This window comes from Paenibacillus sp. CECT 9249 (assembly GCF_918697855.1).
Lineage (GTDB): Bacteria > Bacillota > Bacilli > Paenibacillales > Paenibacillaceae > MSJ-34.
In genome coordinates, this window is record NZ_CAKKLI010000014.1 from 18,833 (window position 1) to 44,772 (window position 25,940).

25 protein-coding genes are annotated in these 25,940 nt (G+C 52.0%); 16 read left to right on the forward strand and 9 right to left on the reverse strand.

Annotated features, from left to right (window positions below; genetic code table 11):
* Positions 1 to 161 precede the first annotated feature (161 nt).
* Positions 162 to 452 carry a DUF3055 domain-containing protein gene (locus LQ229_RS12560; RefSeq protein ID WP_216536306.1) on the forward strand — a complete coding sequence of 97 codons (291 nt, stop codon included), beginning with the start codon at positions 162 to 164 and terminating at the stop codon, positions 450 to 452.
* A 73-nt stretch (positions 453 to 525) separates the two neighbouring features.
* On the opposite strand, the gene LQ229_RS12565 is transcribed toward LQ229_RS12560, so the two are convergent.
* Positions 526 to 2,001, reverse strand: coding sequence for an aminotransferase class I/II-fold pyridoxal phosphate-dependent enzyme (locus LQ229_RS12565; RefSeq protein WP_230191911.1), 1,476 nt, complete (start codon positions 1,999 to 2,001; stop codon positions 526 to 528).
* 129 nt (positions 2,002 to 2,130) lie between these two features.
* On the opposite strand from LQ229_RS12565, the gene LQ229_RS12570 reads away from it, so the two are divergent.
* Positions 2,131 to 3,468 (forward strand): MFS transporter, encoded by a 1,338-nt coding sequence (locus tag LQ229_RS12570; protein WP_230191912.1) that lies wholly within the window; start codon positions 2,131 to 2,133, stop codon positions 3,466 to 3,468.
* Between the two features lie 39 nt (positions 3,469 to 3,507).
* Positions 3,508 to 4,686 carry an MFS transporter gene (locus LQ229_RS12575; RefSeq protein ID WP_216536309.1) on the forward strand — a complete coding sequence of 393 codons (1,179 nt, stop codon included), beginning with the start codon at positions 3,508 to 3,510 and terminating at the stop codon, positions 4,684 to 4,686.
* 59 nt (positions 4,687 to 4,745) lie between these two features.
* Here LQ229_RS12575 and LQ229_RS12580 read toward each other — a convergent pair whose 3' ends face one another.
* From LQ229_RS12580 to LQ229_RS12590, 3 genes are read right to left on the reverse strand one after another with little or no spacing between them, the layout of a single operon-like run.
* Positions 4,746 to 5,378, reverse strand: a complete 633-nt coding sequence (locus tag LQ229_RS12580) for a DUF1054 domain-containing protein (protein WP_216536310.1) — start codon at positions 5,376 to 5,378, stop codon at positions 4,746 to 4,748.
* 23 nt (positions 5,379 to 5,401) lie between these two features.
* Positions 5,402 to 6,061: a response regulator transcription factor gene (locus LQ229_RS12585; protein WP_216536311.1), complete on the reverse strand. Its 660-nt coding sequence runs from the start codon at positions 6,059 to 6,061 to the stop codon at positions 5,402 to 5,404.
* Positions 6,058 to 7,278 (reverse strand): sensor histidine kinase, encoded by a 1,221-nt coding sequence (locus tag LQ229_RS12590; protein WP_230191913.1) that lies wholly within the window; start codon positions 7,276 to 7,278, stop codon positions 6,058 to 6,060. The genes LQ229_RS12585 and LQ229_RS12590 overlap by 4 nt, the downstream gene beginning before the upstream one ends.
* A gap of 155 nt (positions 7,279 to 7,433) precedes the next feature.
* Between LQ229_RS12590 and LQ229_RS12595 the strand changes: the two genes are divergently transcribed.
* The 5 genes from LQ229_RS12595 to gndA all read left to right on the forward strand — a co-directional run bounded on the left by LQ229_RS12595 (position 7,434) and on the right by gndA (position 13,455).
* Positions 7,434 to 8,369 (forward strand): ABC transporter ATP-binding protein, encoded by a 936-nt coding sequence (locus tag LQ229_RS12595; RefSeq protein WP_216536313.1) that lies wholly within the window; start codon positions 7,434 to 7,436, stop codon positions 8,367 to 8,369.
* Positions 8,370 to 8,381: 12 nt separating this feature from the next.
* Positions 8,382 to 9,566: an ABC transporter permease gene (locus tag LQ229_RS12600; RefSeq protein WP_230191914.1), complete on the forward strand. Its 1,185-nt coding sequence runs from the start codon at positions 8,382 to 8,384 to the stop codon at positions 9,564 to 9,566.
* Positions 9,559 to 10,719: an ABC transporter permease gene (locus tag LQ229_RS12605; protein WP_230191915.1), complete on the forward strand. Its 1,161-nt coding sequence runs from the start codon at positions 9,559 to 9,561 to the stop codon at positions 10,717 to 10,719. Before LQ229_RS12600 ends, LQ229_RS12605 begins: the two co-directional genes overlap by 8 nt.
* Positions 10,720 to 10,954: 235 nt before the next feature.
* Positions 10,955 to 11,551, forward strand: a complete 597-nt coding sequence (locus LQ229_RS12610; protein WP_230191916.1) for a hypothetical protein — start codon at positions 10,955 to 10,957, stop codon at positions 11,549 to 11,551.
* Between the two features lie 497 nt (positions 11,552 to 12,048).
* A complete protein-coding gene (gene gndA, locus LQ229_RS12615) occupies positions 12,049 to 13,455 on the forward strand; it encodes an NADP-dependent phosphogluconate dehydrogenase (RefSeq protein WP_230191917.1) in 1,407 nt (468 codons plus the stop codon).
* Here the strand turns inward: gndA and LQ229_RS12620 are convergent.
* A complete protein-coding gene (locus LQ229_RS12620) occupies positions 13,452 to 13,754 on the reverse strand; it encodes a hypothetical protein (protein WP_216536318.1) in 303 nt (100 codons plus the stop codon). The genes gndA and LQ229_RS12620 overlap by 4 nt on opposite strands.
* A 156-nt stretch (positions 13,755 to 13,910) precedes the next feature.
* On the opposite strand from LQ229_RS12620, the gene LQ229_RS12625 reads away from it, so the two are divergent.
* Positions 13,911 to 14,435: a shikimate kinase gene (locus LQ229_RS12625; RefSeq protein WP_290370031.1), complete on the forward strand. Its 525-nt coding sequence runs from the start codon at positions 13,911 to 13,913 to the stop codon at positions 14,433 to 14,435.
* Between the two features lie 36 nt (positions 14,436 to 14,471).
* Here LQ229_RS12625 and LQ229_RS12630 read toward each other — a convergent pair whose 3' ends face one another.
* Entirely contained in the window at positions 14,472 to 14,771 is a 300-nt protein-coding gene (locus tag LQ229_RS12630) for a rhodanese-like domain-containing protein (protein WP_230191918.1), read from the reverse strand.
* 82 nt (positions 14,772 to 14,853) lie between these two features.
* On the opposite strand from LQ229_RS12630, the gene aroA reads away from it, so the two are divergent.
* Genes aroA through ptsP form a run of 4 tightly spaced genes read left to right on the forward strand, consistent with a single transcriptional unit; the run spans position 14,854 to position 20,244 of the window.
* On the forward strand, positions 14,854 to 16,152 hold the full coding sequence (gene aroA, locus LQ229_RS12635; RefSeq protein ID WP_216536320.1) for a 3-phosphoshikimate 1-carboxyvinyltransferase: 1,299 nt from the start codon (positions 14,854 to 14,856) through the stop codon (positions 16,150 to 16,152).
* A 31-nt stretch (positions 16,153 to 16,183) separates the two neighbouring features.
* The gene (locus LQ229_RS12640; protein ID WP_230191919.1) at positions 16,184 to 16,609 is read left to right on the forward strand and encodes a CoA-binding protein; all 426 of its coding nucleotides are present in this window, start codon (positions 16,184 to 16,186) and stop codon (positions 16,607 to 16,609) included.
* A gap of 33 nt (positions 16,610 to 16,642) precedes the next feature.
* Positions 16,643 to 18,529, forward strand: coding sequence for a glucose PTS transporter subunit IIA (locus LQ229_RS12645; protein WP_216536322.1), 1,887 nt, complete (start codon positions 16,643 to 16,645; stop codon positions 18,527 to 18,529).
* Positions 18,526 to 20,244: a phosphoenolpyruvate--protein phosphotransferase gene (gene ptsP, locus LQ229_RS12650; RefSeq protein WP_216536323.1), complete on the forward strand. Its 1,719-nt coding sequence runs from the start codon at positions 18,526 to 18,528 to the stop codon at positions 20,242 to 20,244. Before LQ229_RS12645 ends, ptsP begins: the two co-directional genes overlap by 4 nt.
* Positions 20,245 to 20,303: 59 nt before the next feature.
* Here ptsP and LQ229_RS12655 read toward each other — a convergent pair whose 3' ends face one another.
* Both LQ229_RS12655 and LQ229_RS12660 read right to left on the reverse strand, forming a co-directional pair.
* The gene (locus LQ229_RS12655; protein ID WP_216536324.1) at positions 20,304 to 20,933 is read right to left on the reverse strand and encodes a transposase; all 630 of its coding nucleotides are present in this window, start codon (positions 20,931 to 20,933) and stop codon (positions 20,304 to 20,306) included.
* A gap of 718 nt (positions 20,934 to 21,651) precedes the next feature.
* Entirely contained in the window at positions 21,652 to 22,176 is a 525-nt protein-coding gene (locus tag LQ229_RS12660) for a type 1 glutamine amidotransferase domain-containing protein (protein ID WP_216536325.1), read from the reverse strand.
* Positions 22,177 to 22,409: 233 nt separating this feature from the next.
* Between LQ229_RS12660 and LQ229_RS12665 the strand changes: the two genes are divergently transcribed.
* The 3 genes from LQ229_RS12665 to LQ229_RS12675 all read left to right on the forward strand — a co-directional run bounded on the left by LQ229_RS12665 (position 22,410) and on the right by LQ229_RS12675 (position 24,755).
* Entirely contained in the window at positions 22,410 to 22,814 is a 405-nt protein-coding gene (locus tag LQ229_RS12665; RefSeq protein WP_230191920.1) for a hypothetical protein, read from the forward strand.
* Positions 22,815 to 23,022: 208 nt separating this feature from the next.
* Positions 23,023 to 24,033 carry a catabolite control protein A gene (gene ccpA, locus LQ229_RS12670; RefSeq protein WP_216536327.1) on the forward strand — a complete coding sequence of 337 codons (1,011 nt, stop codon included), beginning with the start codon at positions 23,023 to 23,025 and terminating at the stop codon, positions 24,031 to 24,033.
* A 14-nt stretch (positions 24,034 to 24,047) separates the two neighbouring features.
* Entirely contained in the window at positions 24,048 to 24,755 is a 708-nt protein-coding gene (locus tag LQ229_RS12675) for a 5'-methylthioadenosine/adenosylhomocysteine nucleosidase (RefSeq protein WP_216536328.1), read from the forward strand.
* Here the strand turns inward: LQ229_RS12675 and LQ229_RS12680 are convergent, their stop codons facing one another.
* A complete protein-coding gene (locus tag LQ229_RS12680; RefSeq protein ID WP_216536329.1) occupies positions 24,756 to 25,937 on the reverse strand; it encodes an acetoin utilization protein AcuC in 1,182 nt (393 codons plus the stop codon).
* Between the last annotated feature and the right edge of the window lie 3 nt (positions 25,938 to 25,940).

Genomic DNA, 25,940 nt, shown 5'->3' on the forward strand with positions numbered 1-25,940 from the left:
TGTAAGAGAATGCAAAACCATACGCTTTTTCGAAAAAGTTTTTTTATTGCCGACGGCATAAAATGGCATTTTTTTGTTGCTTGAACAAACATTTCCGTGTTATAGTAGTTAAAATATTCAGAAAATTTGAGTGGATCGACATTTGAAAGGAGGAATGTAACGTGTTTGAACATCTGTATGATGAAACAGAGCAAGCGAATGTAAGTTTTGTAGGTTGTATTTCCGAGAGAGCGAGATATGATTTTTCCATTATTTTCACGAACCATTTTTTCGGCAAGCCTTTGGTCGTTTGCATGCAGACAGGGAGATCCGCCGTCATAAGCGCCGACGATCTGGATCATGTCGACTATTTGCAGAAAATGTTTCATATTACGGATGACAAGGTCGGCGAAGATTTATCGGTATTTCTGAAAACGCGGATACCCGTCATGGGATATCACGATCAATATTGAAATCGCATTCATCATCTGATAAGAAGCCCGGAACGATTGACGTTCCGGGCTTCTTGCCGGCGGAGAAGCGGAACTAGAATATCGCTTCCGTCTCCACGATCACTTTAATGTGCTGGATCGAGCGGTCCTCGGGACCTTTTACGGGCAAACCGACTTCGACATGTTCCATAATATAGTCGATATTTTCCTGCGAAATGACTTCCCCCGGGAGCAGAATCGGGATGCCCGGCGGATAGACGTAAATGAACTCGGCGATTATTCTGCCGGCCGATTCACGGAAAGGAATCACTTCGGTATCGCCGTAGAAAGCATCGCGCGGTATTAACGAGAGCTGCGGTATTTCCGGTATTTTCACGATCAGTTCCTTCGCTTCGTTAACGTTATAATATTGCTCGGATAAACGGCGCAAGGCGGCGAGAAGGATATCGACCGTATCCTGGGTATCGCCCGGGGTAACGAGGCAAAGGATGTTATACATATCGCTTAATTCGACTTCGATGTTGTAATGTTCGCGAAGCCAATTTTCCGTTTCGTAGCCGGTGATGCCGAGATGGCGAACGTGAACGGTTACTTTGGTCGGATCGTAATCGAACGTCGCCTCGTCACCGAGAATATCGTCTCCGAAGCAATACAGGCCCGGAATTTCGTTGATTGCGTCCCGCGCATAGTTTGCCAATCGGATCGCTTCCTCGGCGATTTTACGCCCGTTTAACGCCAAATTCCGGCGCGATGTGTCCAGCGAAGCGAGCAAAATATAAGATGTCGATGTCGTCGTCAGCATGCTGATGATCGTTTGAACCCGCTGCGGGTTGACGTATCCGTTCTTGACATTAAGGTTCAAAATCGAGCTCTGGGTCATCGACCCTCCCAGTTTATGAACGCTGGTCGCGGCCATATCCGCCCCCGCCTCCATCGCGGACATCGGCAATTGGTCGTGAAAATGGATCAGAACGCCGTGAGCTTCGTCGACAAGTACCGGAACGCGGAAGGAGTGGGCCAGTTCGACGATTTCCCGCAAATCGGCGCATATGCCGTAATAGGTCGGGTTAATGACGAGCACAGCTTTGGCGTCGGGATGTTTCGTAAGCGCCCGTTTTACCGAACGGGTCGTTATGCCGTGATCGATTCCCAAGTTGGCGTCCCGCGCCGGGGAAATAAAGACGGGCTTGGCTCCCGCGAAAATAATGGCCGACATGATCGATTTATGCACATTGCGCGGCACGATAATTTTATCGCCGGGCGAGCAGACGGACATGACCATCGTCATAATCGCGCCGCTCGTTCCTTGTACGGAAAAAAACGTATAATCGGCTCCGAAAGCGTCCGCCGCCAGGCGCTGCGCTTCTTCAATCACTCCGGTAGGCTGGTGCAAATCGTCGAGCGGGGCGATGTTGATCAAATCTATGGAAAGGGCGTTATCTCCAATAAATTGGCGAAATTCTTGGTCCGTTCCAACCCCTTTTTTATGTCCGGGAATGTGAAATTGTACGGGATTGCTTTCCGCATGCTTTTTCAATGCGGTGAATAACGGCGTGCGTTGATGATCCATTTCACTGTCACAACCTTTCATGTGCATAAACATATAAACAAAGTTGAGTATAACAAAATCACGACGGATTGCAAGAACCGTTTTGCACCGTATGCCGAGGGCCGCTTGGCATGCGAATATCGGCTTGAAATGCAAGTTTTGACATCGTATAGGTCAGACTATAGGATAGCTTATCCCCATACAAACTATCCGGAAAGTCGTGATCGAATGAAAACCGCAACAATGTTAAGGCATAACCGACACCTGTTCTCTCCGTTCGTTATTGAACTGTTAATCATTATGTTTTTGGTCGAATTTGTGAAAGGAGCGCTCCTTGTCGCCATATTGCCGGTCTATATGGGAACGGTGCTGGGATTATCGGCCTTTTCCATCGGATGGGCTTTCGCGCTGCAATATATCGGAGACAATGCGTTTCGCAGCCCGATCGGCTGGGTGGTAGAAAGAATCGGCTACCGGGCCAGTATGATCGCGGGTTTGGCGCTGACTTTGCTAGCCGTAGCGATAATCGCTTATACGTCTTCCGTAGGGTGGATCGTAGTCGCCTGCGCGCTGCTGGGTGTCGGAACGGCGCCGCTATGGCCGTGCGTCGTGACAGGAGCTACCCAGATGGCGGGGGAGAAGAAGCAGGGAACCGTGCTAAGCATCGTCAATGCGGCGTGGTTATCGGGAACGGGAGCCGGCCCGGTCATTATTAATTTTGTGATGAAAGATTCGTTTGCGCCGGCATTTCGCGTCCTTTTTGTTTGCATGACCGCGATTATTGTGATCGCGCTGTTTCTGCCGGGTCAACGTCAAACCGAGGCGATGCATGATCGGCAAAAGGACGGCGGCAGCGCGGATGCTCGATTGGCGCCGCGCGGTCTTTGGCGCAACATTGTCGGGTCGTACCGCCAAATCGGCAGAACGCTGCATGTAAGCAGATGGTTCTATCCCGCTTTGTTTTTGCAAACTTTCGCCGTCGGGTTATTATCGCCGGTCATTACGCTCTATGCGCGCACGGTGCTGCATTTGTCGCCTTCGCAGTTCAGCATGCTCCTCGTTGCGGGAGGCGGCATTACGCTTCTCGGCCTCATTCCGGCAGGGAAATTGGTGGACAAGTTCGGATCCTCCTGGTTTTTGCATATCGGCTTTGCGCTGTCGACCGCTGCGATCGTCACGCTTACGTGGACGCGTTCTCTCCCTGCCGTTTATTCGGTTGTCGGCATGATCGGACTTAGCTATGCGCTTATTTTGCCGGCCTGGAACGCTTGGGTCGGTTCGATCGTACCGAAGGAGGAACGGGGGGCGACTTGGGGGTTTTTTCTGACGATTAACGGTTCGGGAATGGTCCTCGGCCCGATTATTTCGGGCAAACTATGGGATTTATTCGGCCCGCAAGCGCCGTTTTGGGTAAGCGCGGCAACGCAGGCCGTTTTATTTGTTCTTCATTTGTTCATTACCGCAAAGGAGCGAATTGTGGTAAGATAACGATGGATTGTGATCTACGTCACGAATGGAGGAATCATAATGAAGAAAGAAATGACGATTGTCATGCTTATCCTTATGATGGTCTTTATCGGCTTCGGCATCGTCATTCCCGTACTTCCCGTCATGATTACGGATACGGGGGCGAATGAATTTCATTTAGGCTTGATGCTGTCGATCTATTCGGCGGTTTCGTTTATATTATCGCCGTTCTGGGGCGGATTGTCGGACCGGATCGGCAGAAGGCCGCTGATCGTCATCGGGACGCTCGGCTTCAGCGCAAGTTACTTGCTGTTCGGTTTGGCGGGGGGCAGCCTATGGATCATGTACGCTTCCCGCGTGCTGGGCGGCATTTTTTCCGGGGCGGTTACGTCCGTCATTGTCGCCTATGTAGCGGATATTACGACGGCGGAGCAGCGAACGAAAGGGATGGCCCTCGTCGGCGTATCGATCGGAATGGGCTTTACGTTCGGTCCGGCTTTCGGCGGATTGCTCAGTAAATTAGGAATGAACGCGCCGTTTTTTGCCGCTTCGATTTTGACGTTTTTGACTTTTGTACTAGGGTTTGCTTTCGTGAAAGAATCGTTGCCCGCGGAAAAACGCAGAACGAAATCGGACAAGTCCCCTTCGCGGTGGACGGCCTTTACCGGACGCATGAAATATTTGTACGTGCTTGCGTTTTTCGTAACGTTCACGCTGGCGGGATTGGAGGCGACGCTACTCTATTTTACGGCGGCCAAAATCGAAGGCATCGACGCTTTTCAAGTCGGGCTCATGTTTTTCTTCTGCGGCCTCGCGGGCGCCCTCGTGCAGGGAGGAGTCGTGCGCAAATTTATTAAGAACGGGGCGGAGAAAAGAGTCATTGTTATCGGCCTTGTCGTTTCGGCGGCCGGATTTTTCCTGCTGCTGTTCTCCTCGAATCTAGTGAACGCTACCGTATTTTTATGCGTATTCGGAGTGGGAAACGCGCTGCTGCGCCCATGCGTAACTTCGCTGATTACACAGAAAACGACCGTCGGGCAAGGCGTCGCATCCGGGCTTAGCTCGTCGATGGACAGCTTCGGACGAATTACCGGTCCGCTGCTCGCGACGTTCGTATTCAACTTTAATATTCATTTGCCGATGCTGATCGGCGGCGTGCTGTGCATTGCGGCGATCGGACTCATCATCCGGTTCGGAATGCTGGACAAAGCGCAATCGCCGGTGGAAACGGCCGTATAGCTCGATATCCGGGACGAAGATAGCCCGCGCCTTTCATTCAGGCGCGGGCTATCTTCGTGTTACTTCGCGTCGCGGGCCAGCTTGTAGAGCGGCATCAACGTTTCGAACGTTTCTTGGGCCAGACGGACAAAAGCTTGTCCATCCTGCAAGACGGGATCGTCCGCCGCGATATGGCGGCCGATCAGCAGCTCCGATTTTTTGACGTCGCGGAATCGCTCGAGCGCTTCGCGCCAACGTTTCTCGGTAAGCTCCTTGGCGGAAACGGCCTCTTTTTTCATATGATCGTAGGATACGACATAATGTTGCGGCACCGTCCGTTTGACCGTCCGGACGCGCTTCAAATAATGGTCCGCGATTATCCGTTTGCCTTGCACTTCGTAAATAAGGGCAAGCCAAAGAAAAACATGGTCGTCGAACAAGCCGACCTGAAAATGCGGATATTGCTTATAGCCGCGTTTATTATGGCAGACGGCCAGCCATGTATCCTTCGGCGGATTCACGGTGCGTCTGGCATGCTTCGCGATATGCACAAACATTTCGTTCCCGGCAAGCAGCGCGATATTGCCGCACAACGCCTCGCCGATCGTTTGAAATTTCGGCTGGATTCGCGTCCGGATCGCTTCCATTCTGGCATCCAGACCGTCAATGTGAAACGTGTCGAAATCGGATTCGGCAAAACCTTGAAATACCATGTTCGATACCTCCTGCAACGATGCTAGTTTTGGGATTGTTTCAAATAAAAGATGGCAATTTGCGTCCGGTCGCGCAATTGTAGTTTGCTCAGGATGTCGGATATATAATTTTTGACCGTACCTTCGCTCAAAAACAACGATTGCGCAATTTCTCTATTCGATTGCCCTTCGGCAATTAACGCAATAATCTGCCGCTCGGTCGGCGTGATGCCGTACGACTCCAGATTCGGTCCGGAGGCAGGGCGGCTCGGTCTTTTGCGCGCATCGCCGATTAAGCCCGCCAGCTTGCGGGCGACGTCGGGATGAATGAGCAGATCGCCTTTATGTACCGTCTGTATGCCTTCGACAATTCGTTCCGGCGCAATGTTTTTGAGCAAATATCCGCCCGCCCCGTTGCGGATCGCCTCGACAATGTAATCGTCGTCGTCAAATGTCGTTAATATGAGCACGGCGATATGCGGAGCGACGCTTTTAATGAGCCGGGTGCCTTCGACGCCGTCGCACTCCGGCATCCGAATATCCATCAGCACCACTTCGACGTCCGGGCGTTCCCGCACGAATTCGAAAGCTTCCCGCCCGTTTCCGCATACCCCTGCCACTTCGATCGCGGGATGATATTCGAAAATCATTTTTAAACTTTCGCGAATAAACGCGTCGTCGTCTACTATTAAAACGCGAATCATGCTGTTCCTCCTTCCCGGCCGTCTTGGCGGTAATGAGGGAGAACGGTTGTTACGGTAAACGAGCCGTCTCCCCCCAAATCGACGCGTCCGCCGACAAGCGATACGCGTTCCTCCATTCCCCGAATTCCGAGACCTTTGCGAACCTTCGACTCGGGATCGGGCAAGCTTCCGTTGTTGCTTACGCTCATCGCCACATGATCCGGAGTATACGCAAGGACGATATCCACTTCCGTCGCTCCGCCGTGGCGTATCGCATTCGTAATGGCTTCCTGGGCGTTCCGGTATAAAATATATTCCAGGCTGGGATAAAGCGCGTACGGCAGCCCTTCCGTTCGATAGCGCACGTCAATCCCAAGCTGGGTTCCCGCAGACTCGATCAGCTTCTCCAGCGAATAGCGCCCGCTCGCATGCGTCTCCGGCGACATATTGCGTACCGTTCGGCGCAGCGTGTCCATACTTTCCGTCATTTGATCCCGCACCTGTTCGAGCATGAGCGCAGCTTTCTCCGGTTCCGCCGCGCGAATGCTCAAAATGGCCTCGACCATCATTTTTTGCCGAATCAGGCGATGCCCCAAATCGTCGTGGATATCTTTGGAGATGCGGTTGCGTTCCACCAACTGCGCGTATTCCTCGACCTGTTTGGCATACTGCATCAACCTTTTGCGCGCATGTTGCAATTCGAGATGATTGCGGCTCAATTCGTCGTACAACGATTCGACCTCCGATTTTTGCACGGCCGCCGTTTGTATAACATACAGCAGCAAGCCGAACGAACCGAAGACGACGTTGGCAAGCAGGAAGGTCTCGGGCGATTGTATCGGCTGTCCCGCCAAGGCAGCGTTCATGGCCGCGGCAGGCAGCAAGGCGGCGAGCCAAGGCGGCATTGGAAACGTCAAGCCGGCCGGCCGCCGTTCGAAGATCGAGATAAGCGCGGACAAATGGCATAAGAAAAGAATGCCGCCGAATGAATAGCTCAAATAGCCGACAAAGGCGACTTCCCCGCAGAACAACACGGCGGGAAGAAAACGGGGCCATTGGATGCGAATGCGGACGATCAATAAAGCCAATAAAACGAGCAGCGTGTATACGGAATGGGATGCGATTCGATCCGAACCGAGCGAACCGATCGCCGGCACGACGATAAGCAGGTGGCGAAGCCACGGCAACACGATATTCATGAACCAATCGACCTCTGGCGCGCAAAATGTTGTTCCCATTATAACATAACCAAGCCGGCTATGACTTTCGCCATTGACGCTAAGGTGACTTTCGTCACCCGAATTGATGACCTTTCGGACGTGTCCGGCGGCTTTCCTTCGTAATACAATCGAATTAACAAAAACGAATGGATTGCGCAATGGGAGGCTTGAAGATGGGATTTGTTGTCATGCAGGACGTTTTGAAACGTTACGGAACGAAAATTACGGTGAATCATTTGAATTTGACGATTGAACAAGGGGAAATTTTCGGGCTGCTCGGGCCCAACGGGGCGGGAAAGAGCACATTGATCAAAATGATGAGCGGTCTGCTGCCGATCGACCGGGGGGAAATCCGCGTCGGCGGCGTATCCGTCGCGGAACGTCCCTTGGCAGTGAAACGGAAAATCGGACTCGTTCCGCAAGAGTTAGCCATCTATGAGATGTTGACGGCACGGGAAAACGTCCATTTTTTCGGAAAATTATACGGATTGCGCGGCAAGCAATTGATGCAGCGCGTCGACGAAGCGCTCGAGTTCGTCGGCTTGACGGATCGGCAGAACGAGAAACCGGCCGCGTTCTCCGGCGGGATGAAACGGCGCTTGAACATCGCCTGTGCGATTATGCATCGCCCGGAATTCATTATTATGGACGAACCGACCGTCGGCATCGATCCGCAATCGCGCAACCATATTTTGCAGTCGGTGCGCCAATTGAACGAGATGGGTTCGACCATTATCTATACAAGCCACTACATGGAAGAGGTGGAAGCGATCGGCACGCGGGTCGGCATTATCGATCACGGCGAGCTCATCGCATGCGGCACGAAGGATGAACTGCTGCAAGAGCTGGGCGGGGAAGAGAAGCTGTCGTTCTCCGTGCAAGAGATGAACGAAGAGGCAGCGGAGGAGCTTCGCCGCCACCCGGGATTGAAAATGATGCAAATCGAGGAGCGCTCGATCGAGATTACATTAAAAGCCGCGGACAGCGTATTGCAGGACATTATGTTTATTTTGGCGAAGCATCAAGTCCGCGTCCAATCGTTTACGCGGACGGAGCCGAATTTGGAGTCGCTGTTTTTGACGCTCACGGGCCGCACGCTGCGGGATTAGGAGGCGACGGATATGCAGATTTGGACGATTATGATGAATGAATTGCGGAAGATGATGCGGATGAAAACGGTAATGATATTAATGATCGTAAGTCCCTTGCTCATTATTTTCATTCTCGGGCTTGCGCTCTCCGGCGAATTTGCGACGGAAGAGCGGCAGCCGCCACAGGCGGCGGTTGCCGTGCTCAATATGGATACGGGACCGATGAAAGACGGTTTGGACCGTTATCTGGACGCGCCGGAGACGAGGCAATACGTTCGGGTGATGGAAGTCGGTTCCGTCTCCGAATTGGAAGAAGCGCTGCGGGAGGGAGAGGCGGATTACGGCCTGGTTGTGCCGGCCGATTTCTCCGACAAGCTGTTTCGCGCGGAAACGAGCGTATGGACGCTGTATCCCGGCCGCAGCCACGATCGGAATATTTCGGCGGAAATGGTCATCAATCTGTTTCTCGAGAAGACGCAGCAATCGTTCGCGAACCATACCGTGCTCGATCGCCAGTCGGCGGCGCAGGCGGACCTCATGGCCGCGGAGGGAGCGAAGGCCGCAGGCGGCGGGAGCAGGGTGGAGATCGGCAAGCTGCATGATAAATTGCAGAACGCGTCGGCCCTCGAATATTATTCCGCTACGATGTTGATTATGTTCTTGCTGTTCTCCGGCATGTCGGCGGCAATCAGCCTATTGGACGAAAAGGAAAAAAAGACGTTGGAACGGATGTTTGCGCTGCCGATCGCCCCTTGGAAAGTCGTCCTCGGCAAATTGCTCGGAGCAGGCCTGTTCGCGGTTCTGCAGGCGGCGATCATCATCTTGTTTTCGGCTTTCGCGTACGGCGTCGATTGGAGCGGGAATTTGCCCGGAGTCGCGGCGGTCATCGTATTGACGATCATCGCTTCGATCAGCTTGGCGGTTATTCTCGCCGCGTACGCCAAGACGAGCAAGGCGGTCGAATCGATCTACTCGCTGCTCATCATTTTGATGACGTTCCTAAGCGGGGGCATGATCGTTTTTTTCAGCGAAGACATGGAAAAAATCGGGCAGTTCACGCTCAATCATTGGGCGAATGGAAGCATGCTGCGGTTTATGCTGGGAGGCGAGCAGGCGGTCGCATATCAATACATGAGCGTGCTTGCGTGGATTTCCGCCGCTCTGTTCGTTTTGGCGCTGTTCAGCTTCAGAAAGGTGGGTTCGATCCATGAATAGTTGGGTCATCGCAATGCATTTGATGAAACGGGTCATCGGCAACCGCAAAGGTTTTATTACCCGCATTTTGCTCCCTGTCGCCGTTATTTCCGGCATCATCGCCGTCATCGGCGGCGTAGGGCCGGGACCGGTCAAAGTCGCGTATGTGAATGAAGACCGGGGGGAACTCGGCGCGCATGTCCTCCAAGGTTTGACGAACAAGATGAGCATCAAGCTCGTCGAATCGTCCGGCACCCCGGACATGAAAGAAGAGGTCATCTCGCATCGGGTTGCCGGAGCGCTGGCGATTCCTTCCGACTTTACGGCGAATTTGCTGGCGGGGGAACCGTCCAAGGCGATGATGTATCAATTGAACGAGAGCGAGGAATCCGTCAAATTGCAGCTTTATATCGATCTGGAAATACAGCGGATCGAGCAGGCGGTTAGCGCGTCCGGGTTCGCCGCGGCGGACGGGAACGAACAGGAGCAAACGAAGCTGCTCGAAGCGCTGCTTCAGGCTCAGGAAAAGCGGATCGTCGAAACGAAGGAGGCCGATTTCGGGTTGGCTCGCAATCCGCTCGCTTCTACTGTGATCGGTATAATGGTGCTGTTTATTTTGCTCGCTTGCAACGGTTCGATCTATTCGGTGGTCGAGGATCGGGAGCAGTTGACGATGGCGCGCATGTATACGGCTCCCGTCAACGCGTTCGAAATTGCGGCGGGCAATTTTATCGGCGCGTTTCTGGTCGGTACGATCCAAATGGCCGTAACGCTGCTATTTACCCGCTATGCGATCGGTTACGATTACGGTATGCCGCTCGTTCAATTGTTCGTCATTTTGGAATGCTTCCTGCTGGCGGCGATCGGGATGGCCAGCGCGACGGCGAGCATGGTCAAAAACCCGGCGGGACTCGGGCACATCAACACGTTGATCGTTACGCCTACCTGCATGCTCGGAGGCTGCTTCTGGCCGCTGTACATTATGCCGGATTATATGCAGAAAATCGCCAATTTCGTACCGCAAAAATGGGCGATTGACGCGGCGGGCAAGCTTGCGAACGGCGGGGGATTCGAGAGCGTGATCATCCATATCGGAATCTTGCTGTTGTTTTCGATCATATTGCTTGCTTTCGGCGCATTCGTCTTAAAACCGGGGCAATCCGCGGCACGATAAAGGAGTGAAACCTTGAAATCGCACAAAGGTGCGGTTTCAAGGTTTTTTGCATCCATCTTTCGTTTGGACGCAAAAATAGTCAATAATCCAAGTTACCGAAACATAAGATGGAGTATAAGATATGAAGTAAGAAGGAATGATCACAATATTTCGTGAATTATCGTAGGTTTCCGCTCGGATTTGCAATCGGATCAATTCATGAAAGCTTGACCCATTTCGTTTAGGAGGGATTGCCGTGAATAAAAGTTATGAAGTTGAATATTGCAATTTGGAATTACGATTCGAACGTCGGCATATCCAAAATCTCATTCGCGATTTGATTCATGAAGGGTATTCCTTATACTGGAGCGAGAACGATTCTTCGTTCATCATCTCCATCCGGACCGGGCGCAAGCTCGTTAAGCTTCGGTTTCAACGGCTGCAGAACCGTTATAAAATCGTCGGCGATTATACGATCAAAGATGAGAAGCTCGGCGAATTTATCGAACGGCTCATTGGGGATACCCGCGGACATGCGGTAGTGAAGCGATTCAAAGACAGGCAAATTTTGATCGAAAATATTTTGTTCGGCGAATTGATCCGCCAGGTTGAAGTATCCGGAATGGAGCATCGGGTCATCTTCCAGAAACGTCCGCTTGTGACAAACGAAGAAGTGGCCAAGGCCTTTCAATCGAAGCGGGCGGAAGAACGGGCCAAGGAGGTCAGGGTGGAACTGGATTACGAGCTCGCTTGCCTGTACGACGCGATGCGGCGGAACGATGCCGAGGAGACGGAAAAGTGCAAGGAAAAGCTGGCCGTATTGCGGCACGAGATGCTTTTGTTGGAATTGTAGAGAACGGTTGCGAGAAATGTAAGGGAGATGAAACATGATCACACGCAGACCACGACGAAGCGCCCTGGTATAAGAAGCCGCGAAGAGCGGACGAAGCCTGGGGCGTTTTTTTGCGTTTTTAAAGGTTGTTCAAAAAGTCCCCTTTTGATCACGAAGCATTTATGAGAGTTCACTCGACATCGAATCTTGCGTTCACCCTCGAAGAGCGTATGCTTACGAAGTATGTTTCCTCCGGAAACATTTCAGGTGCTCATGTAGGTTTGCCTACACTGCGCTCCTCCTGAAAGTTTTGCGCAGCAAAACTCGCTTCGGAAGCATGGGCTTCGGGTTCTCGCAACCTTCTCGGTGCTGAAAAGTTGACTTTTTGAACTCGCATGATTAGGGCGCGATCACTTATTTTTATCGTTATTTTCGGTCTGAACGTTCACATCTTGGGCGAAAAAGAGTAAAATAGATGTATTGCGAAAAATAATCTAGATAAAGGATGGAAGAACCAAATGTCAAAACAGCAAATTGGTGTGATCGGTTTAGCGGTTATGGGCAAAAACTTGGCCTTAAATATTGAAAGCAGAGGGTTTACGGTTTCGGTATTCAACCGTTCTCCCGAGAAAACGAAAGATCTGATTGCCGAAGCGCAAGGCAAAAACTTGGTGGGCACCTACTCCATCGAAGAATTTGTCCAATCCTTGGAAAGCCCCCGCAAAATTCTCATTATGGTTCAAGCGGGTCCGGCGACGGATGCGACGATCGAGCAGTTAATTCCTCATTTGGACGAAGGCGATATTATTATCGACGGCGGCAACGCCTACTTCCCGGATACGCAGCGCAGAAACAAGGAACTTGAAGCGAAAGGCATCCGTTTCATCGGCGCCGGCGTTTCGGGCGGCGAAGAGGGCGCGCTCAAAGGTCCTGCCATCATGCCGGGTGGGCAAGAAAGCGCGTATAAGCTTGTCGAGCCGATTTTGACGGCTATTTCCGCGAAAGTTGGCGGCGACCCTTGCTGTACATATATCGGTCCGGACGGCGCAGGCCATTACGTGAAAATGGTTCACAACGGCATCGAGTACGGGGATATGCAGTTGATTTGCGAAGCTTATCATTTGTTGAAGTCGGTATTGAATGTGGGCGCGGAAGAATTGCATCACATCTTCTCGGAATGGAACGAAGGGGAACTCGACAGCTATCTGATCGAAATTACGGCAGACATTTTCTCCAAAGTCGATCCTGAAACGGGCAAACCGATGGTTGACGTGATTCTGGATTCGGCCGGACAGAAAGGCACCGGAAAATGGACGAGCCAAAGCGCGCTCGATTTGGGCGTTCCGCTCTCCATGATCACCGAATCGGTATTCTCGCGTTTCCTGTCGGCCATGAAGGAAGAGCGGGTCTATGCGAGCAAAGTACTCAGCGGGCCGAACGCTTCGGCATACAGCGGAGATAAGGCGGAGCTTGTGGAGATGGTGCGCAAAGCGCTGTTCGCAAGCAAAATCGTATCCTATGCCCAAGGTTTCGCGCAAATGCGCGCAGCTTCGGAAGAATACGACTGGAATTTGAACTATGGCGGCATCGCAATGATTTTCCGCGGCGGCTGCATCATTCGTTCGCGTTTTCTGCAAAACATTAAAGACGCGTACGACCGCGAGCCCGGCTTGAAAAACTTGCTCCTGGACCCGTATTTCAAACAAATCGTCGAAACGTATCAAGACGCGTGGAGACAAGTCGTGTCCGTCGCGGTAACGCAAGGCATTCCGGTTCCAGGCATTTCGAGCGCCCTGGCATACTACGACAGCTACCGCACGGAAAGATTGCCCGCGAACCTGCTGCAAGCGCAACGCGACTATTTCGGAGCGCATACGTTTAAACGGGTAGACAAGGAAGGCGTCTTCCACTTCAACTGGTTCTAAGATTTATGAACGTACAAGCCGTGAACGGCTTCCGCCAAGTACGATCTTAACCCATCGATTTCCTGGTCGTACACGGTGCGGCGGTGTATAAGCGATAGAGCGACCTCGGCGAAACAATGGAAATTTTTTAATAAGCGTGGCTGAGACAGATCTAGCAGGCTCGGATCTTCATCGGCCACCTTTTTTTTAATATATTCCAATATCCAGACGACGTCCTCTTTGCAGAGCGGATGATCGGGATCGAAGATCCGTTCCAATCGCCGTGTCGTGGAATTGGCGTTGAAGGCCGCTGATGGCATATTCCATTTTCACTCCTACTATTGCAAATTTTGGTATTAACATCTTTACGAAAATAACGGGTCTTTTATACATGTTTTTAAAGATTGTCTGATCTTTTGTACCTATGGTATGATATGGGAAGTTTAGCGGATGATATAGGCAAAGAAGGTGTCTTGGTGAACCCGGAAGAGATTTCGAAGAAGCGTAACATTATTTTAATCGGATTTATGGGTACGGGTAAATCCAGCGTCGGCTGCAAGCTTGCAGAGAAGCTCGGCTGGACGTTTGTAGATACGGATGCGTTGATCGAACGCAAGGAATCGCTCACGATTCCGGAAATTTTCGCGCTGCACGGCGAATCGCGATTTCGCGAAACGGAACACGAAGTGCTGCACGAAGCGCTGCGGCAATCCAGCCAAATTATAGCGACAGGAGGCGGAGCCGTTCTTCGCCGCGAGAATCGCGAATTGATGCTGGAGCGCGGCTGGGTGGTGGCGCTCACGGCTGCCCAAGATGTCATCGTGCGCCGGGTAGAGCAAGATCCCGCGCGGCCGCTGTTGCAGGGCAACGCACGCCAACGGGTGGCGGAATTGATGGAACGGCGCAAAGACGTTTATGGATTTGCCGATGTGACGATCGATACGACGGATCTAACCGTCGAGGCCATCGCCGAACTCATATTGGCAAGGCGTCAAGTATGAATCGGCGACGGCGGCGATAAGCTATGCAACGTTACTTTAAAGTTCTTGCCAAGCGAGCATTCCGCCTTGCATATTTTTGAGGCCTTGGAATCCAAGCTGCTGCAAATATTCGCAAGCCCGCTCGCTGCGGTAGCCGCTGCGGCAAATCATAATGATTTCGCCTGTTTGCTCGATTTCTTCAAGCCGCTCCGGAATTTGGCCGAGCGGAATATGTTTGGCGCCCGGGATCATGCCTTCGGCCACTTCTTCGGCCTCGCGCACGTCGATCAGATTCAAACGTTCGCCTTGACCCAATCTGGATTTGATTTCCTCGGGCAAAATAATATTGACCGTCATTTCGTTTTCCTCCAAAGAAGTGAAGTTTATTTTCATATATATCATAATCATATTAGCATAGATATTGGAAGGAGAAAAATTTATGGATGTCATCGTTCGACCTACCCCTCGACTGCAGGGCGAAATTCAAGCCTTATCTTCCAAAAATTATACGACGCGTTACTTGTTGGCCGCGGCATTGGCGGAAGGGACAAGCACGATTCTATATCCGGCGCATAGCGAAGACAGCGACGCGATGCGCCGCTGCATTCGCGATTTGGGAGCCGTATTGGAAGAGGATGATGAGAAGATCGTCATTACCGGTTTCGGAGGCCGTCCGAAGCATATCAGCGAATTGAACGTAGGCAATGCGGGAGCGGTCTTGCGGTTTTTGATGGCCATTGCGTCGTTATGTCCTGCACTGACGTTCGTCAATACGTATCCCGACTCCCTCGGCAAGCGGCCGCATGACGATTTGATCGATGCGCTGGAACAAATGGGCGTCGGGGTAGAACATCATAACGGCAAGCTCCCGATCACCATTCGCGGCGGCCGTCCGCGCGGCGGGAAAATTCAAGTTTCGGGCAGCGTAAGCTCGCAATTTTTAAGCGCGCTGCTCTTTTTGACGCCGCTGCTCGAGGAAGACAGCGAAATCGAAGTGCTGCACGATTTGAAATCGAAGGTCGTCGTCGGCCAGACGCTCGAAGTGTTGGAGCAAGCCGGAATTACGGTTGAAGCGCGCGAAGATTATATGTACTTTAAAGTGCCGGGCAGACAGAAATATAAAGCGCAGACGTATACGGTGCAAGGGGATTATCCGGGATCGGCTGCCGTTCTTGCTGCGGCGGCGGTGACGGAATCCGACGTAACGGTTCACCGCCTGGCCGAAAACAGCAAGCAAGGCGAACGCGCGGTCGTCGACGTGCTCCGAATGATGGGAGTGCCGCTGACGCATGAGAACGGTACGGTGCGTGTACGGGGCAACCGCAAATTGAAGGCGGTCGAGTTCGACGGCGACGCGGCGACGGACGCGGTTCTCGCGATGGTGGCGGCCGCCGTATTTGCGGAAGGAACCTCCCGTTTTTACAATGTGGAAAATTTACGCTATAAAGAATGCGATCGAATTACAGACTATTTACATGAATTGCGCAAAGCCGGCGCCCATGTCGAAGAGCGCCAAGCGGAAATTATCGTGCACGGCCGTCCGGAGGGCGTCGAAGGCGGCGTCGAGATCAATGCGCATTACGATCATCGCGTCATTATGGCGCTGTCGGTTGTCGGATTGCGATCCGAACGGGAAATCCGCATTAAAGACGCGCATCATGTCGCGAAGTCGTATCCCCAATACTTCGATCATATCCGCGCGCTCGGCGCGCAGGTGGAATGGGTCGAAGGTTCGTAAACTTTGCTCGATTTGAAAGGAGAGAAACGGTATGGCATTTGAAAATCCAACTCGCGAACAAATCAAGGAGATTTTAATGGCGTCCCATACGATTGCCGTCGTCGGTCTTTCCGACAATCCGGAAAGGACGTCGTATATGGTGTCCGCCGCCATGCAGCAAAAGGGTTACCGCATTATACCGGTCAATCCGAATGCGACCGAAATTTTGGGCGAAAGATGCTATGCTTCGCTCAAAGAGATTCCGGAGCCGGTCGATATCGTCAACGTTTTTCGCCGCAGCGAATATTGCGCGTCCGTTGCCGGAGAGGCGACGGAGATCAAGGCGAAGGTGCTGTGGCTGCAGCTCGGTATCGTGAACGAGGAAGCGGCTGACATTGCGGCGCGGCATGGCATGACCGCCATTATGGACCGCTGCATTAAAGTAGAGGATTCCATCCTTTTGCCGCACGGCAAATAAAGTTTCCAGCGCTCTCGGAAGGAGAGGATACGCTTGAATGGTGTAGGAGCGTTGCAGCATTTCGGAAGAGCGATCATGCTTCCTACGATGGTGCTGCCGGTTGCCGCCATCATGTTAAGCTTAGGGCATTTGCCGTGGGAACATGCCGGCATGCCCGCAATCGGCAACGTCCTGGTGGTGGCCGGTCAAACGATATTTACGTTTCTTCCTTATTTCTTTGCCGTGGGAGTCGCCCTCGGCATGGCGAACAATGCCGGTACGGCCGGTATTGCGGCGCTCCTCGGCATTTTTATTTACCAGCAAATGATGGAGCAGATCGCCCATATCGATTCCCATCCGCCGAATTTGGTCGGCGTCATCTTAGGCGTTATTGCGGGCAGCGTCCATAATCGGTATAAGGATTTGAAACTGCCCGAATATATCCAGTTTTTCGGCGGACCGCGTTTCGTGTTGTTGTTTATGGGAATCGCTTCGGTTTTCATTTCTTTTCTAATGATGTGGCTGTTCCCGTATTTGCAGGCGGGCATCCAAGCATTGGGCGATCTGTTGCTGGCGTCCGGCGGAATCGGCGTGTTTCTATTCGGCGTTTTCCAACGGATTCTGGTTGTTTTCGGCTTGCATCATTTATTGAACTATGTCATGTTTTTTGAAGTCGGCACCTATGACAACGGCAGCGGGGACGTTATACGCGGAGATTTGATGCGCTTTTTTGCGGGGGACCCGACGGCCGGACAGTTCATGACGGGACTTTACCCGATGATGATGTTTGCAATTCCCGCGATTGCCTTCGCTATCATTCACGAATCGCGCGAAGATCTTAGGCCGAAAATTCGCAAAACGTTTCTCACCTCGGCATTTGTCAGCTTTTTGACGGGAATTACCGAACCGATCGAGTTCGCTTTTATGTTCGTAGCCCCGTATTTATTCGTTATTCACGCTTTGTTGTCCGGCTTCGTCATGTGGCTTACCTATTATTTGGATATCCATCACGGGTTTTCTTTTTCGGCGGGCGCGATCGATTATGTGCTCAACGGGTATTTGGCGAAGAAGGGCCTGCTGCTTATTCCGATCGGCCTATGTCTGGGGCTGGCTTACTATTTTTTGTTTCGCTTCGTTATTCGGAAATTCCAAATTCCGACCCCGGGACGGGAGGAAGGATCGGTATTGGACGATTGGGCGGGCAGTTTGCCGTATCGGGCGCCGCTCATCTTGCAGGCGCTGGGAGGGAAAGAGAATATTGTCCGCATCGAAGCTTGCGTAACAAGACTGCGCCTGACGCTTGTGGACGACCGCAAGCTGGACCGCAGCGCGCTCCGCTTATTGGGCGCGGCAGGCATGATCAGGCTGGGAGGCGGCAATATTCAAGTCGTCTTCGGCACGTATTCCGAAATTATCCGGGCGGAAATTGAGAAACTGATGCATAAGAAAGTAAATCAGGTTCTCTTCAACGCTCCGGTGCAGGGTCGCATGATTCCGTTAGAGGACGTTCCCGACCAAATATTCGCCCGGAAGCTGGTAGGCAACGGCGTTGCCTTCATACCCGACCGGGGAGAAGTCGTAGCGCCCGTCGCGGGGCGCATCATGACCGTCTACCCGACGAAGCATGCGATCGGCATCGAAACGCCGGAAGGGTTGAACGTTCTGATTCACCTTGGAATCGATACTTCGGAGTTAAACGGGAAGGGCATTACAGTAAGCGCCCGGGAAGGAGACGAGGTCGCGCCCGGACAATTGCTGATGAAATTCGATCTCGCCTATATCCGTAAACATTGCGCGTCTTTGGCGACGCCGATGGTGATCACCAATCCGGAACGGGTTAAATCGTGGAGCTTCGCTCCGTTCAAAGCGGTTAAAAAAGGACAAGCTTCGGTGATGTCCGTTGTAATCAACGACAGTGATGTTGGAGGGGGTACACAATGATCCAAGGCATCGGCGCATCGACAGGAATTGCGATAGGCAGAGCCTTCGTGCTGCCTACGTGGGAATGGGATTTGCCCGAGCAGAAAATGGATGCGGTAGATTTGGCCAAAGAATTCGAACGGCTGTACGAAGGAATTCGTACCTCTAAAAACGAAATCGAGTTTTTGAAAAATGAAATTCGGGAAATCGTAGGACCGGAGCAATCGTCGATCTTTGACGCCCATTTGGCCATATTGGACGATCCGGTCTTTATGAATGAAATTCAAGGCATTATCGAACGTCAATATAAAGCGGCGGAAGTAGCGGTCAAAGAAGCGATCGATCATTTCGTCATGATGTTCGATCTTCTCGACGACGAATATATGAAGGAACGGGCTCTGGATATTAAAGATGTCGGCAACAGGCTGCTCAAGCATTTGCTCGGCGCGCCGGAAATTACGCTGCCGTCCGACAACCAGCCGTACATTCTCGTGGCGAAAGAATTGTCCCCTTCCCAATTGGCGAACTTGAACCCGAACAACGTGCTGGGTCTGGTGACGATGCTCGGAGGCAAAACATCGCATGCCGCCATTATGGCGCGCGCGCTCGGCATCCCGTTAGTTCTCGGCCTGGAAGGCAAGTTGATGCAGCCGATTCAAACCGGGGACATGCTCGTCATCGACGGGGGAGCCGGGACGATCAATATTCATCCTTCGGACAAGGTCTTGGAGCGCTATGCGCAGCTCCAGCGCGATCTCCACGAGGAGAAGAACCGGCTGGAGCGTCTGGCGCATGTGCCGTCGGTTACGCCGGACGGAGCGGTCATGCGTCTTTCCGCCAATATTAGTTCCGCAAAAGAATTGGATCTCGCGCTCAAGCACGGAGCGACCGGGGTCGGATTGTTCCGCACGGAATTTCTATATATGGACCGCAGCCAGTTTCCAAACGAGGACGAGCAATTCGAGGTATACCGCAGCGTTGTTGAACGGCTAGGGGAGGAGAGCGTCGTCATTCGAACGTTAGACATCGGAGGCGACAAACATTTGGACTATTTCGATCTGCCCGAAGAAGACAATCCCGCGCTCGGATACCGGGCCATTCGCGTTTGTTTGGACCGCAAGGAAATGTTCAAGACGCAATTGCGTGCGATCTTGCGCGCGAGCCGCTACGGAAACGTGAAAGTGATGTTTCCGATGATTTCTTCGATTGACGAAGCAAGGGAAGCGAAAAGGCTGCTGGAAGAGGCGAAGCAGGAATTGGAGGCAAGAGGCGAAAAAGGGATTGCGGATATTCCCGCCGGCATTATGATCGAAGTGCCGGCTGCTGTAGCGATTGCCGATTTGCTTGCGGAAGAAGTCGACTTTTTCAGTATCGGCACGAACGATTTGGTGCAATATGTGCTGGCGGTCGACCGGATGAACGAACAAATTGCCCATATGTATGAACCGTTTCATCCCGCCATATTAAGAATGTTAAGAACGATCGTCGAAGCGGCGCGGAACGGGGGCATACCGATTAGCGTTTGCGGCGAAATGGCCGGGGACGAAAGAGCCGTTCCGATCTGGCTTGCGATGGGCGTGCGTAACTTAAGCATGTCCGCTCATTCGATTTTGCGGGTGAAAAATCGTATATTGCAAACGGATAGCGGAGCTTGCGCCGAATTTTTCCCTTCGCTGTTCGAATGCCGGACGAATGGAGAAGTCGAACAATTGCTCGATACGTTCGCTCTTGAATAACATAAATATTGAAGGGGCTGCCGTGAAGCGGGCGGCCCTTTTTGCCGTTATGCCGCATTTCAGCGATACGCCTGCGTACCGGGAAAAGATAAATAAAGTCCGGCTCTTACAAGCACGGGCAAGGCCAGTTTGTTATAGAAGTTCCGGGCAAACCGGAAATAGTATTCGTCAACATAGCTCTGCAAATAGGCCGGGCTGACTTTGCGATAGACGGACCGAATAAACCTAAGCGCTCTACGCCTCGAAATTTCTCTCGCTTTTTCAATAACAGGCTCCGTCTGCGGCCGAACGGGTTTCTTCCTGGCGGCTTCGGATAAAGGGTGAAATCCGTTGGAATGTTGCATCGCCATTCGAACCGCTCTTAGCATCCGGCTTGCGCTACGATAATTCAGTTGCAACGTTGCCGCCAATTTGCGCGCAGTACAAAGTTCGCCGGATGCGATCCAGCAAAATGTAAACATCCAATAGGATAGGGGCAGCTTGGTCCCATGCATGACGGTTCCCGATGTAACGGAAATTTGGGCGTGACAATCGAGACATTCGTGTACATGACGGGATTCGATGTAGCAATGCCGGTTACTATCGCATCTTGGACAGCAAAAACCGCTTGGCCAACGCAGTTCGCTCAAGTACGACCGGCAAGCTTCGTCATCTCCGAATTGCCGCATAAAAGCGTCCAGCGACATCATCCTATCACATCCTCATCTCCTTGTTATACATATTATAACAAACATACGTTCGTTTATCAAGCCATAATTGGGATATCGAGGATCTTTTTGGCGAATGTATCTCTTTTACGTACCTTCTGATCAAGGTACATATATTATAGCCATGAAAGATATCGCAATACATGTTTCTATGGAATCGAAAAGGATGGAAACTATATTCAAGAAAGCGAATGGAATGCATATTCGAAGGGCAACGGAAAACGTTATTAAATATGAAAAGTGCATGCTGTAAAAGGCGAATGCGGAGCTTCTTCTGTGGAGAATAAGTAAGAACCGATATATGTATCAGAGTCAGACGGCAAAAAATCGAGATACTAATGCTGCTCTCAGTGCGATCAATGTGCATGATAAAAACGGGCAAACCGGATACGGCGATCAATTAGTACAATAAAGTTGTGATATGGAAGAAAGTTTCGATACATATTTGGCGAAACTAGGTAATGCGTGGAAGTGACATTTTCATGAAAATGTTGAAAATAACCATGAAATAAAGTGAAAATCGATGAAAATGAGTTGTGCTCGCCCCCTTTTTTCGTATATGATGAAATATAGGGAAAACGGTCGTTTCATGGAAACCGGAGCGCATCCCGGCGAACAGGCCGAACTGTATCGACGATTCAGGCGTTGCTTGGCAAATAGAATAACCGCCGGGAATGGTACCGGCGGTCTATCCGACGTGCTAACGCGCTGCCAGCGCATCGCAGAACGCTTTCGCGTATGGCGGCAAATCGGGAGGGCGGCGGGCGGAGATGATATGGTTATCGACAACAACCGCTTCGTCGAACCATTCGGCTCCGGCATTTTCCATATCGTCGCGAATGCCTGGCGTGGACGTAACTTTGCGATTTTGCAAAATTTTCGCGGAGATGAGCACCCACCCCGCATGGCATATTTGCCCGATTGGCTTACGGTCCGCATCCATTTCGCGAACAAGCGACAGTACTTTGTCGTAGCGGCGCAGCTTGTCCGGCGCCCAGCCTCCGGGAACGAGGATGCCGTCGTAATCGGCGCTGTCCGCTTCGTCGAACGAAAGCTCGGCTTCGGCCGGAACGCCGTATTTGCCGATGTATTTTTTGCCCTTTTCCGGGCCGACCAGCGTCACGATCGCGCCTTCTTCCCTTGCTCTATACACGGGATACCATAGTTCCAAATCCTCGAATTCGTCATCGACGAGCGCGATAATTTTTTTACCGGTTAAACGCATTGACCATCAACTCCTTCACAATCTTAGCTAGTTGCTATGTCTCTATTGTACCAAAGAATGTGATCAAGATCATTGCTTTCCTATAGAGATAATAATTACTACCATCGGGATAGAAGGAGTTCCGCCGAACAAGTCGAATGTATAAATTATTATTCTGATCGCAATAAAGGACGATCATTTTGACATTCAACGGGGTGGTCAGTGTGCACAAACGTTGCCAATGCGGTAATGAGATGAAATTGTTGCTTCGAACTGTCGTTTATGCAGGCAAAACGGAAATCGCCAATGTTCCGATTTTCTCATGCGGCTCTTGCTCGCAAAGCGAAGTGCTCTACGACGTGAAGCGGGATTTGAAGGAATTGATAGCGAATCTGGGTTCGAATCCGGACGAGCACCCGATTCGTTTCGAAGATTGCAACGAACTGGTCGACGTTCTGTACGAAGTCTTTACGCAGGGCCTCGCTTACGCCAATGTTCGCAATATTGAGGCGATGCTGGAAGAGAGAATTAATCAATTGCTGGATCTTTATTTATTGGCTCGATCGTTGAGCGATCGACATTGGACGGCGGAGATCGAGAAACGATTAACGCAAATTACGTCGTTTTCCTTGCATGCCTATCGATCGAATGCGAAGTAAGCTCCTAGCGATGCGCAAGCTTGAGGGAAGGACCGCCGCTCGCGGAGCTACTTTGGAGTATGATACAATAAGGTGAATGCGCTGTTACGTTGCGAAAAGTAAAAAATTGTCGTATTATTACATTTAATATGTACTGCAATGAAACGACCCATTTGGAAAATTTGCTAAATATGCTCTAAAAAATCTGTAGATATTGGAGAGAAGGAATGTGACGGTAACTATTTACGATGTAGCAAGAGAAGCGGGGGTATCGATGGCGACAGTTTCTCGGGTCGTAAACAACAACCCGAACGTTAAACCGCAAACCCGCAAAAAAGTGTACGAAGCAATCGAACGTTTGGGCTATCGCCCGAATGCGGTAGCGAGAGGATTGGCCAGCAAGAAGACGACGACGGTCGGAGTAGTCATTCCGGACATCTCCAATCAAATTTTCGCGGAAATTGCTCGAGGCATCGAAGATATCGCGAACATGTACCATTACAATATCATTCTTTGCAATGCCGATAAGAAGAAAGAGAAGGAGATCCGCGTCATTAACACGCTGCTCGAGAAGCAGGTTGACGGATTGCTGTTCATGGGAGGCACGGTCACAGACGACCATATTCAAGCGTTCCAAACATCGTCCGTGCCGATTGTGTTGTGCGCGACGAAGGACGAGCATGGCGCTATACCTTCGGTAGACATCGATCACGAAGGCGCGGCGTTCGACGCGGTCAGCACGCTCATTCGCCACGGCCATCGGGAAATCGCGATGATCAGCGGCACGCTGCAGGATCCGGCGAACGGTTATGCCCGCTTCCAAGGCTACAAACGAGCTCTGGAAACGGCGGGTATTACGTATCAGGAGGATTTGGTGCGTATCGGCAACTACCGTTACGAATCCGGCGTCGAAGCAATGAAATACTTCCTCGGATTGAAACGAAGACCGACGGCCGTATTTACGGCAACGGACGAAATGGCGATCGGCGCCATTCACAGCATCCAAGACGCAGGATTGAGAGTTCCCGACGATTTTTCCGTGATCAGCGTTGACAATATTCGGATGGCATCGATGGTTCGTCCGCAGTTGACGACCGTAGCCCAGCCTATGTACGATATCGGCGCGGTAGCGATGCGCTTATTGACCAAGCTCATGAAGAAGGAGAACGTGGAGCAATCCCATGTCATCTTGCCGCATGAGACGATCCTTCGCCTGTCCGTGAGCCATGTCAATTCGTGATGGGGAGTAACGGGATGAAACATCAATACCGCAAAATTGGAATCATCGGAGCGATGGACGAGGAAATCGAGCTGTTGCTTCAGCAATTGGAACAAGTGCGGCGTACTGAGCGGGCGGGCGTCGTTTACCACGAAGGAGTGTTCCGCGATCGCAACGTCGTCGTTTGCAAGTCGGGCGTCGGCAAAGTGAACGCCGCGGTTACGACGCAAATTTTGATCGACGCTTACGGCGTCGATTGCATATTGTTCACCGGCGTAGCGGGCGCGTTGCACCCTTCGTTAAACATTGGCGATATCGTCGTGTCCACGACTTGCATGCAGCATGATATAGACGTAAGCGCGCTCGGCTTTCCGCGCGGCGTCATTCCTTTTCAGGAACGCTCGGAATTTGCGGCGGCTCCCGACTTGGTCGAGCTTGCCGCCGCAGCATGCGAAGGACTGTTCGGCGGGCGGCATATGCTCGGCAAAGTATTGTCCGGGGATCAATTTATCGCCGACCGTTCCATCGTCAAGGAGTTGTTCGAAACGATGGACGGCGCATGCGTCGAAATGGAAGGAGCCGCCGTCGCTCAAGTATGCGCGATGAACGGAACGCCGTTTGTCGTCATTCGTTCGATGTCGGACAAAGCGGACGGTTCCGCGCATACGAATTTTCCCGAGTTTACGAAACAGGCTTCCGAGCATTCGGTTCAAATTATTAGCGAAATGATAAATCATTTCTAATTAAGGAATATCTTGCATGGCGATTTCGATCGTGCGCAAATTTCTGTTGCAAATTTCCGTACGCCTCGGTATCGCTTCCCATTCGGTTAGGTCATCCAACCAGGTTGCGGGGAGCGGTAGCGAGGTTTTTTGCTGCCAGCGCTCGAGCCATGGGCGCGGCAAAGGCGTAAGCGGATTTTCCTTGATTGCGCGCAGCAGCGGGTCATCGTTCATTTCAAGCCATAGAAGGCTCCATGCCCGCGGAACGACTCGCCATATGTCATAGCCTCCTCCGCCGAGCGCAATCCATCGCCCGCCGCAGAAACGATGCGCAAGCTCGTGTATAATCGCCGGCATTTCGGCGTATATGCGCATGCTGCAATGCTGATGCGACAGCGGATCGTAGGCGTGGGCGTCGCAGCCGTGCTGGCTGACGATGACGTCGGGCCGGAAGACGGACGTGACGCGAACGACCGTTTCGCGAAAGCATTGCATCCACGACTCATCCTCGGTAAACGGTTCCAAAGGAATGTTGAAGCATGTCCCGTAGCCGTCCGATTCGCCTCGTTCATGCACGAATCCGGTGCCGGGAAACAAATATTTGCCCGTTTCGTGGATCGAGTAGGTGCAGACGTCCGGATCGGTATAGAAAGACCATTGCACGCCGTCGCCGTGATGGACGTCCGTATCGATGTACAACACTCTGGCGCCGTAACGTTTGCGGATATGAGCGATGGCGATGGAAGCGTCGTTATAGATACAGAAACCGGCCGCTCTCCCGGATAATGCATGATGCAGCCCTCCGCCGAGATGCAGCGCATGCAAGCATCGGCCGGACATCACCGCATCCGCCGCCGTCAGCGACCCGCCGACAATCGCAGCCGCCGCTTCATGCATTTGCGCGAAGTAGGGAGTTTCTTCGGTATTCAGCCCGAAAAGTTCCGCAAGCCGGGTCCAATCGGCCGCAGGCTCGGCTTCGCTGAGCGCCTTGACGGCTTCGATATATTTCGGTTGATGGATATGAAGAAGATCCTCGTCCGCCGCCGTACGGGGCAATACGATTTGCTCCTGGCGAAGAGCGCCGATCTGTGTCAGCAGATCGCCCGTCAGCTTCAGCCGGTTCTGATTGAACGGATGATCATCGTTGAAGCGATATGTTAACGTATCGTTATGGTGAACGAATAAAGCGTTTGCAGACGACATAAG